The sequence below is a fragment of the Heyndrickxia camelliae genome (assembly GCF_002844575.1).
GTDB lineage: Bacteria > Bacillota > Bacilli > Bacillales > Bacillaceae_C > Margalitia > Margalitia camelliae.
Genome location: NZ_PIQO01000001.1, coordinates 664,187 through 673,676 on the forward strand (window position 1 = coordinate 664,187; position 9,490 = coordinate 673,676).

The window sequence follows — 9,490 nt, forward strand, 5'->3', positions numbered from 1 at the left end:
GCTTAAGATGAGCCTGCGTGCAAATCGTGTCGGAGAACAAATGAAAAAAGAACTTAGTGACATTATCGGGCGAAAATTAAAAGACCCACGTATTGGCTTTGTGACTGTAACAGGAGTGGAGGTTACAGGGGACCTTCAGCAAGCAAAAGTATTTATTACGGTTCTCGGTGACAACCGTAAAAAAGAAGATACATTAAACGGATTGGAAAAGGCAAAAGGATTTATTCGTACTGAAGTAGGTCATAGAATTCGTTTAAGAAAAACCCCTGAATTATTTTTTGAAATCGATGAATCTATTGATTATGGAAATAAAATCGAAACATTATTAAAAGAAATTCATCGGGATGAATAATTTTAAAAAAAGATAGACATCATGATGTCTATCTTTTTTGCAGTGAAAAATTTTTTGCAAAGGAGTTAACTTATNGCAGTGAAAAATTTTTTGCAAAGGAGTTAACTTATGGATGGTATTCTTCCTTTATGGAAGCCGAAAGGGATGACATCGCATGATTGTGTATTTAAAGTACGGAAGATGTTGAAAATGAGGAAAGTAGGCCATACAGGTACATTAGATCCAGATGTTACAGGAGTATTGCCAATTTGCCTTGGAAGGGCAACGAAGGTTGCTGAATATATTACCAATGCTGGCAAAGAGTATGAAGGAAAGGTTACACTCGGATTTTCGACCACTACGGAAGATGCATCTGGAGATAAAGTGGAGGAAAGGAAAATTGAAAGGGCATTTTTACGTTCAGATATTATTGAGTTGTTACATTCATTTATAGGTGAAATCAAACAAACTCCACCGATGTATTCAGCAGTAAAGGTAAATGGAAAAAGACTTTATGAATATGCCAGAAAAGGCTTAGAGGTAGAAAGACCAACACGAACCGTAAAAATCTATGACATAGAATTATTAGATGATCGGAAAATCTTCGAAGGTGAAACGATAGCTTTCCGTTTTCGGGTTCGCTGCAGCAAAGGTACGTATATAAGAACGTTGGCCGTAATGATTGGTGAAAAGCTTGGATATCCAGCGCACATGTCTTATTTAACAAGAACATCATCAGGTTCTTTTACAAAAGAGGATTGTACTACTTTCTCAGAGCTGGAAGAGCATATTCAAGAAAATACATTGGAAAATATTATCCTTCCTTTGGAAAGAGGACTTTATGATTTGCCGAAAATTGAAATAAGTGATACATTAGCAGAGAAAGTGAAAAATGGTGCTGTTTTATCACAAGAAGCCTTAAATTGGTCGAAAGAATTTATGGAAGCAGTAATTTTTCATCAACATCGAGCAATTGCCATATATACAGCACATAAAGAGAAACCTGGTTTAGTGAAACCGGTTAAAGTTTTAGGATAAGTATATGTAATAGAAACAGGTGAGAGATAAAATGAAGGTTTTAACAATACATCATCCACACTCTTTTACAAAAGCGGATTTTCCCCCTTTAGTAATGGCACTTGGTTATTTTGATGGCATTCATCTTGGACATCAAAAGGTAATCTTAACCGCGAAGAATATTGCCGAAGAGCATGGCTGGAAAAGTGCAGTGATGACATTTGATCCACATCCATCTGTCGTGTTGAGCTCAAAGCATAAACATGTAGAGCATATAACACCTCTGGAGGAAAAGGTGCGTTTAATCGAACAACTTGGCATTGATTATTTAATTATTGTTCGCTTTACTTCAAGCTTTGCCAGTTTAGATCCACAAGATTTTGTTAATCAATATATTGTAGGATTACATGTACAGCACGTTGTAGCGGGCTTTGATTTCACCTATGGAAAATTTGGAAAAGGGACAATGGAAACAATGAAGCTACATGCTAACAATCAATTTGCATGTACAACTGTAGATAAATTTGCTCAACCAGACAGTGAAGAAAAAGTAAGTTCTACACTTACTCGCAAGCATTTGAGTGAAGGGGATGTAACAGGGGCTTACCATTTGTTAGGGCGTTATTATAGAACTGCAGGTATAGTAGTTCATGGTGAAAAAAGAGGCAGACAAATTGGTTTTCCAACTGCAAATATAAAACTTAATGGTGAATATATTATTCCGAAAAATGGTGTATATGCTGTAAAGCTTTTTGTTAATAACAAATGGTTTATTGGTGTTTGTAATATTGGTGTAAAACCAACTTTTAAAAATCCTGATGAGTATCAGAGGTCTATTGAGGTACATATTATCAATTTCGATCAATCTATCTATGGAGAAGAAGTGGTTGTGGAGTGGCATAAAAGAATCCGCGACGAGAAGAAATTTGACGGGATTGAAGCACTGAAGTCGCAAATTGTAAATGACAAACAAACCACTATTGAATACTTTGCAAAATTGAACTAAAATAGTGCTATCTTAATATCATTTAATATTTGACTTGTTTTTTTAATGTAAAAGTAGTATTCTTAAATAGTATTGAACCATTGCTTGGCATGTCGAGTCTCCGACGCATGCTAGGGAACTGGCGATTTATTTATTTTCTTTAGGAGGTGAAAAGGATGGCAATTTCACAAGAGCGTAAAAACGAAATCATCAACCAATTTAAAGTTCATGAGAACGATACTGGTTCTGCTGAGGTTCAAATTGCAATCCTAACAGAGGATATTAATAATTTGAATGAGCATTTACGTACACATAAGAAAGATCACCACTCTCGTCGTGGTCTTATGAAAATGGTAGGTAAACGTCGTAATCTACTTACTTATCTTCGTAATAAAGATGTTCAACGTTATCGTGAATTGATTAACAAGCTTGGTTTACGTCGTTAATGAAGTAGATATAACAGAAAAAGCGGGATATTTCCCGCTTTTTTGTTAGCAAAAAATTATAAATCGAACTCCCAAACATGACCAGACAATATTTTTGTACTTTGGTGAACAATACATATATATTACGACTCCATTGAAAATATTCTTATATTATTTATTAAATTGAAAATCGTGAAAGGAGATTATACATGGAACAGGAAAAACAAGTTTTTACCATGGAATGGGCAGGACGAGAACTTACAGTTGAAATTGGCCAACTTGCTAAACAAGCTAATGGGGCCGTCCTTGTTCGTTATGGAGATTCAGGTGTTTTAAGCACAGCAACAGCATCGAAAGAGCCTAAAACAGTCGATTTCTTTCCATTGACAGTTAACTATGAGGAAAGATTATATGCAGTAGGTAAAATTCCCGGAGGTTTTATTAAACGAGAAGGAAGACCAAGTGAAAAAGCAATACTTGCAAGCAGACTAATTGACCGACCTATACGACCATTGTTTGCAGATGGATTCCGTAATGAAGTTCAGGTTGTCAGTGTTGTTATGAGTGTCGATCAGGATTGCCCTACAGAAATGGCTGCAATGTTTGGCTCCTCCCTCGCACTTTCTATCTCAGATATCCCATTCGAAGGTCCAATTGCAGGAGTAATTGTAGGACGTGTAGATGGGAAATTTATTATTAACCCTACGGTTGAGGAGACAGAAAAAAGTGACATGCATTTGACTGTTGCAGGTACGAAGGATGCGATTAACATGGTTGAGGCAGGTGCAAATGAAGTCCCTGAGGAAATTATGTTAGAAGCAATCATGTTTGGCCACGAAGAGATCAAAAAGCTTATTGCATTCCAAGAAGAAATTGTGGCAAAAGTCGGCAAGGAAAAAATGGAGGTTGTTCTCTTTGAATTAGACCCTCAACTTGAGGCTGAAGTTCGTCAAATGTGTGAAACTTCTATGATTGCTGCCATCCAAGTACAAGAAAAACATGCGCGTGAAGATGCAATTGCAGAGGTTAAAAATAAAGTATTAGCTGACTTTGAAGAAAGAGAAATTACCGATGAAGAAACAATAAAACAAATAAAGAAAATTTTAGATAAAATGGTTAAAGAGGAAGTTCGCCGTCTAATAACCGTAGACAAGGTGCGTCCAGATGGAAGAAAAATTGATGAAATTCGTCCATTATCCTCTGAGGTTGGCATTTTACCTCGAACACATGGTTCTGGCCTCTTTACACGTGGACAAACTCAAGCATTAAGTGTTTGTACATTGGGAGCTCTTGGAGATGTACAGATCCTAGATGGATTGGGAATTGAAGAGTCGAAACGCTTTATGCATCATTATAACTTCCCTCCATTCAGTGTCGGAGAAACAGGGCCAATGCGTGGACCAGGACGCCGAGAAATTGGACATGGTGCCTTAGGAGAACGTGCACTGGAACCAGTTATTCCGAATGAGCAGGATTTCCCTTATACCATCCGATTAGTGTCCGAAGTGCTTGAATCAAATGGTTCAACTTCTCAAGCAAGTATTTGCGGAAGTACCTTAGCAATGATGGATGCAGGTGTACCGATTAAAGCACCAGTTGCGGGCATCGCGATGGGTCTTGTTAAATCAGGAGAACATTATACTATTTTAACGGATATTCAAGGGATGGAAGATCATCTTGGCGATATGGACTTTAAAGTGGCAGGAACCGAAAAAGGTGTTACTGCATTACAAATGGATATTAAAATCGAGGGTCTCTCTAGACAAATATTAGAAGAAGCATTACAACAAGCTAAACGTGGTCGTATGCAAATTCTTGATCATATGATGTCTACTATTTCGAAACCACGTACTGAGCTTTCCGTATATGCACCAAAAATTTTAACGATGACCATTAATCCGGATAAGATTCGTGATGTGATTGGACCAAGTGGAAAGCAAATTAATAAAATCATCGAAGAAACCGGCGTGAAAATTGATATTGAGCAAGATGGAACCATCTTTATCTCTTCAGCAAATGAAGAAATGAATAAAAAAGCCAAGAAAATCATTGAAGATATCGTTCGTGAAGTGGTAGTTGGCCAAGTTTACTTAGGTAAAGTAAAACGAATCGAGAAGTTTGGCGCATTTGTTGAAATATTTAACGGAAAAGATGGACTCGTTCATATATCAGAATTAGCGGAAGAACGTGTGAAAAAAGTTGAGGATGTTGTTAAAATTGGTGATGAAATTCTTGTGAAAGTAACAGAAATTGATAATCATGGCCGAGTTAACTTATCTCGAAAAGCAGTATTAAAAGAACAGCAGGAAAATGAAAAGCAAATGTAAATGTTAAAAGTCAGGGGAGACCTGGCTTTTTTCTTTCTGCGTTCTACCTTGTCCCTTCGCTTCATAATATATAGGGGAAGGAGGAAGGTAGCTGTGAAAAATTCGAAAAGCTTGATTGGAATCATGATGATTGCTATTCTTACAGTAGTCCTAATTGAAAATCCGTTATCTAATCAATACCTTACCAAATTAAAACATGGTACCATTTACATATATGCAGATCAAAGTGATTTATACAATCAAATAGAATTAGCTGCAAAAGAATATTCCATCAAACCGCAAGATGCAAAGGTAGATAAAATTTGGAAGGCAATTCCAGGGATTAATGGTTTAAAGGTAGATATAAAAGCATCCTATGACAATATGAAAAAGGATAAAAAATTTGACAAAAACAAATTAATTTATACTCAAATTAAACCCAAAGTACATCTGGAAGACCTGCCACCGAGTCCGATTTATAGGGGCAATCCTGACAAGCCTATGGTGAGTTTTTTAATTAATGTTGCATGGGGAAATGAATACTTGCCGAAAATGTTAGAAACATTAAAGAAATATAATATCCATGCCACATTCTTCTTAGAAGGAAGATGGACACAGAATAATCCCGAATTGGCAAAAATGATCGTAGAAAATGGCAATGAAGTTGGGAATCATTCCTTTTCACATCCAGATATGAAAAATCTTACATCAGCTCGAATTCGAGAGGAACTAATAAAGACTAACCAGGTTATACAAGCAACCACAGGTGAAGATATAAAGGTAAAATGGTTTGCTCCCCCAAGCGGCAGTTATCGGGATGATGTAGTGAAAATTGCTGATTCCATGGGAATGGGTACGATAATGTGGAGTGTAGATACTATTGATTGGCAAAAGCCTTCCCCAAGCACTATTGTCACTCGGGTGATGACGAAGGTTCATCCAGGAGCTCTAATTCTTATGCACCCTACTGAATCAACCGCCAATGCGTTAGAGCAGCTAATTGTAGAGATAAAGAAAAAACAATATCGAATTGGAACGGTATCAAAACTAGTGGATGAGGAGCGAATTATAAAAAGAGAGTCGACACCTTGATATAAAAAAATAATGATGGAAAACGGATTAAGGGAAAAGATAAAGATAATACTTGTGTAAATGTTTATGCTATCCTAGTTGAAAATCGCGCAATTGTTACTGATTAGGTCATACAGCATGAATGAAGGAGGAAGCATCGTGATCAAGAAATATACTTGTCAAAATGGACTAAGAATTGTACTAGAAGAAATTCCGACCGTTCGTTCAGTCGCTATCGGAATATGGATTGGTACAGGATCAAGAAATGAAACAACAGAAAATAATGGTATTTCCCATTTTCTGGAACATATGTTTTTTAAAGGAACGAAAACAAGAACTGCCCGTGAAATTGCAGAGGCATTTGATTCTATTGGTGGACAGGTCAACGCGTTTACATCAAAGGAATATACTTGTTACTATGCAAAGGTTTTGGACAATCATTCTCAATTCGCTTTAGAAACCTTGGCCGATATGTTTTTCCATTCTACATTCGTGGAAGATGAATTAAAGAAAGAAAAGAATGTAGTATATGAAGAAATAAAAATGTATGAGGATACTCCTGATGACATAGTCCACGATTTATTAAGCAAAACAGTTTATGAAAATCATCCACTGGGTTATCCGATCCTTGGTACAGAAGAAACTTTAGAAACTTTTAATAGCGAGACGCTACATCAATATATGCATGATATGTATACTCCTGATCGCGTCGTTATATCGGTTGCAGGAAATATAGAAGAATCCTTTATCAAGCAAATTGAGTCATTATTCGGAAATTATACAGGAGGCAATGGCAATCGAAATGTAGAAGCACCGACATTTCATTCTAACCACATTGTTAAAAAGAAAGATACGGAACAGGCTCATTTATGTATAGGTTATGAAGGATTGCCAATTGGGCATAAGCAAATATACGATTTAATTGTTTTAAATAACATTTTAGGTGGCAGTATGTCCTCACGCTTATTTCAAGAAGTAAGGGAACAACGTGGATTGGCTTATTCTGTGTTCTCTTATCATTCTTCTTATAAAGATACTGGTATGGTCACAGTATATGCAGGCACTGGCGCCAACCAATTAGACCAACTATATGATACAATTTTCGAAACTCTAGAAACCATTAAAGGTGAAGGGGTAACAGAAAAAGAAGTGAAAAACTGCAAAGAACAGTTGAAGGGAAGTTTAATGCTCGGACTTGAAAGCACTAACAGTCGAATGAGCAGAAATGGGAAAAATGAATTATTGTTAGGATATCATCGTTCATTGGATGAAATTGTGGAAGTAATTGACCAAGTAACAACAGATAGAGTAAATACGCTTTGTAATGATATTTTTTCTAAGCAAAGTTCCATTTCCTTGGTAAGTCCTGGTGGTACTTTGCCGAAAAATATATAGGGAAGACCCAAAGGATGAACTGCACTTCGCTTGTTAGAAACTTTTTCTAACAAGCGGGGATGCAGTTTTTTTATTTTATCATTCTAAAAACTATATACGAGCTATACATTGATAATAGCATGGCTCTTTTCTTATTCTATTTGGAAAAAATTTATTGGTTCATACTTGTCTGGAAAAGGGCTCATAAGTATAAAGAAGCAACTATAAATAGGCAAAAGGAGGATAAGGATGCGACTAAGTGAATTAAGCGGGAAAGAAATTGTGGATTTCCGCAGAGCGCAAAGGCTTGGGATACTTGGACAGACAGATCTTGAAATTAATGAAAGTACAGGACAAATTCAGTCCTTAATCATTCCAACTGGTAAGTGGAAGAAGAAACATCTAAATGAAATAAAAGTTCCATGGCAGCAAATTCGTACCATTGGAACAGATATGATTATTTTAGAAGTTCCCCAGTAATAGAATACATTAAGATTTGACCTCGCTATTAAGCGGGGTTTTGCTTTTTTCGTAAAAATAGTCACTATTTTCAGTGCCTATGGGCAGATGGATTTGCATCTGTCTCTCCCTGCAAAAAGTCCAAATTTGGTGAAAATAGTGCCTATACATGGTCGACGAGCATGGTGTTTTCCGCTTTTTTTTCACCGTTTACCCAATTCTTACATACTATGTTTAAGGTATAAACCCAATCAACATTGAAGAAGGTGACGATATTGATGTTGACAGGACTGCAGATTGCTGTGATTGGTGGAGATGCTCGTCAATTAGAAGTAATCCGGAAATTATCTGAGTTAGATGCAAAACTGTCATTAATTGGATTCGAGCAATTAGATCATGTTTTCTCCGGTGTAAGTAAAGAAAAAATAACGGATGTAGACTTTTCAGACGTAGATGCTATTATACTGCCTATTACTGGTACGGATTCGAATGGTCGTGTGGAAATGATTTTTTCCGCTGAAACGGTTGAAATTACAGAAGAAATGCTATTAAAAACCCCATCACATTGTACGATATATACAGGAATCAAAAATGCATTTTTGGAAGAAATCACCAAAAAGGTTAAAAGACGCTTAGTTATGTTATTCGAAAGAGATGATGTTGCGATATACAATTCCATCCCTACTGTAGAGGGAACGATTATGATGGCAATTCAACATACGGAATTTACTATACATGGTTCCAGTGTTGCAGTGCTCGGCTTAGGAAGAGTAGGGATGAGTGTTGCCAGAGCTTTCCATCACCTTGGCGCAAAAGTCAAGGTTGGAGCCAGAAAAACGGAGCATTTAGCCAGGATTACTGAAATGGGACTTCAACCATTCCATTTAAGTGATTTGGATAAAGAAGTAAGAGATATTGATATTTGTATTAATACTGTTCCACATCTTGTCGTAAATGCAGCAGTGATACAAAAAATGCCGACTCATACATTAATCATTGATTTAGCATCAAAACCTGGAGGAACAGATTTCCGTTATGCTGAAAAACGAGGAATTAAGGCGTTGCTTGCTCCAAGTTTGCCGGGAATTGTTGCACCAAAATCAGCAGGGCAAATTTTAGGAAATGTCCTAGCCCAACTACTGGAAGATGATGTATTGAAGCGAAAGGAGAAATTATAATGAGTTTACAAGGGAAACGAATTGGTTTTGGATTAACGGGTTCTCATTGTACGTATGATGCAGTGTTTCCTGAAATAATAAGATTAGTGGAAGAAGGGGCAGAGGTAATCCCAGTTGTAACATATACAGTGAAAAATACAGATACACGATTCGGCAATGGAGAAGATTGGATTGAAAGAATTGAACAAGTCACTGGAAGAAAAGTGATCAGCTCTATTGTTGATGCTGAACCATTAGGACCAAAGCTCCCGCTTGATTGTATGGTGATAGCTCCTTTAACAGGAAATTCCATGAGCAAAATGGCAAATGCGCTAACAGACTCATACGAATTTTATGTTACCCCT

At 36.8% G+C, this 9,490-nt stretch carries 10 protein-coding genes; all 10 read left to right on the forward strand.

Translation table 11 applies throughout. The features are described 5' to 3' along the window. Positions 1 to 7: 7 nt before the first annotated feature. Complete coding sequence (gene rbfA, locus CWO92_RS03320) at positions 8 to 352, forward strand: 30S ribosome-binding factor RbfA (protein WP_101352745.1); 345 nt, start codon at positions 8 to 10, stop codon at positions 350 to 352. A gap of 108 nt (positions 353 to 460) precedes the next feature. Next, a complete protein-coding gene (truB, locus tag CWO92_RS03325) occupies positions 461 to 1,369 on the forward strand; it encodes a tRNA pseudouridine(55) synthase TruB (protein ID WP_101352746.1) in 909 nt (302 codons plus the stop codon). A 31-nt stretch (positions 1,370 to 1,400) separates the two neighbouring features. Next, positions 1,401 to 2,354 carry a bifunctional riboflavin kinase/FAD synthetase gene (gene ribF, locus CWO92_RS03330; RefSeq protein WP_101352747.1) on the forward strand — a complete coding sequence of 318 codons (954 nt, stop codon included), beginning with the start codon at positions 1,401 to 1,403 and terminating at the stop codon, positions 2,352 to 2,354. A 155-nt stretch (positions 2,355 to 2,509) separates the two neighbouring features. Then, entirely contained in the window at positions 2,510 to 2,779 is a 270-nt protein-coding gene (gene rpsO, locus CWO92_RS03335) for a 30S ribosomal protein S15 (protein ID WP_055740368.1), read from the forward strand. A 188-nt stretch (positions 2,780 to 2,967) separates the two neighbouring features. Next, positions 2,968 to 5,085, forward strand: coding sequence for a polyribonucleotide nucleotidyltransferase (gene pnp, locus CWO92_RS03340; RefSeq protein ID WP_101352748.1), 2,118 nt, complete (start codon positions 2,968 to 2,970; stop codon positions 5,083 to 5,085). Between the two features lie 93 nt (positions 5,086 to 5,178). Further along, the gene (locus CWO92_RS03345) at positions 5,179 to 6,156 is read left to right on the forward strand and encodes a polysaccharide deacetylase family protein (protein ID WP_233269712.1); all 978 of its coding nucleotides are present in this window, start codon (positions 5,179 to 5,181) and stop codon (positions 6,154 to 6,156) included. A 138-nt stretch (positions 6,157 to 6,294) separates the two neighbouring features. Then, positions 6,295 to 7,530: a M16 family metallopeptidase gene (locus tag CWO92_RS03350; protein ID WP_101352749.1), complete on the forward strand. Its 1,236-nt coding sequence runs from the start codon at positions 6,295 to 6,297 to the stop codon at positions 7,528 to 7,530. 228 nt (positions 7,531 to 7,758) lie between these two features. Further along, positions 7,759 to 7,989, forward strand: coding sequence for a YlmC/YmxH family sporulation protein (locus CWO92_RS03355; protein ID WP_101352750.1), 231 nt, complete (start codon positions 7,759 to 7,761; stop codon positions 7,987 to 7,989). 257 nt (positions 7,990 to 8,246) lie between these two features. Next, positions 8,247 to 9,146 (forward strand): dipicolinic acid synthetase subunit A, encoded by a 900-nt coding sequence (gene dpaA, locus CWO92_RS03360; RefSeq protein ID WP_101352751.1) that lies wholly within the window; start codon positions 8,247 to 8,249, stop codon positions 9,144 to 9,146. Then, positions 9,146 to 9,490: dipicolinate synthase subunit B (locus CWO92_RS03365; protein WP_101352752.1), on the forward strand; the 345-nt coding region annotated here is incomplete at its 3' end. The genes dpaA and CWO92_RS03365, both read left to right, overlap by 1 nt.

Bases quoted from the DNA above. Each gene is read 5' to 3' on its own strand.
- rpsO (WP_055740368.1), top strand. From the start codon at position 2,510: ATGGCAATTTCACAAGAGCGTAAAAACGAAATCATCAACCAATTTAAA.
- truB (WP_101352746.1), top strand. From the start codon at position 461: ATGGATGGTATTCTTCCTTTATGGAAGCCGAAAGGGATGACATCGCAT.
- dpaA (WP_101352751.1), top strand. From the start codon at position 8,247: ATGTTGACAGGACTGCAGATTGCTGTGATTGGTGGAGATGCTCGTCAA.
- ribF (WP_101352747.1), top strand. From the start codon at position 1,401: ATGAAGGTTTTAACAATACATCATCCACACTCTTTTACAAAAGCGGAT.
- rbfA (WP_101352745.1), top strand. From the start codon at position 8: ATGAGCCTGCGTGCAAATCGTGTCGGAGAACAAATGAAAAAAGAACTT.
- pnp (WP_101352748.1), top strand. From the start codon at position 2,968: ATGGAACAGGAAAAACAAGTTTTTACCATGGAATGGGCAGGACGAGAA.
- CWO92_RS03355 (WP_101352750.1), top strand. From the start codon at position 7,759: ATGCGACTAAGTGAATTAAGCGGGAAAGAAATTGTGGATTTCCGCAGA.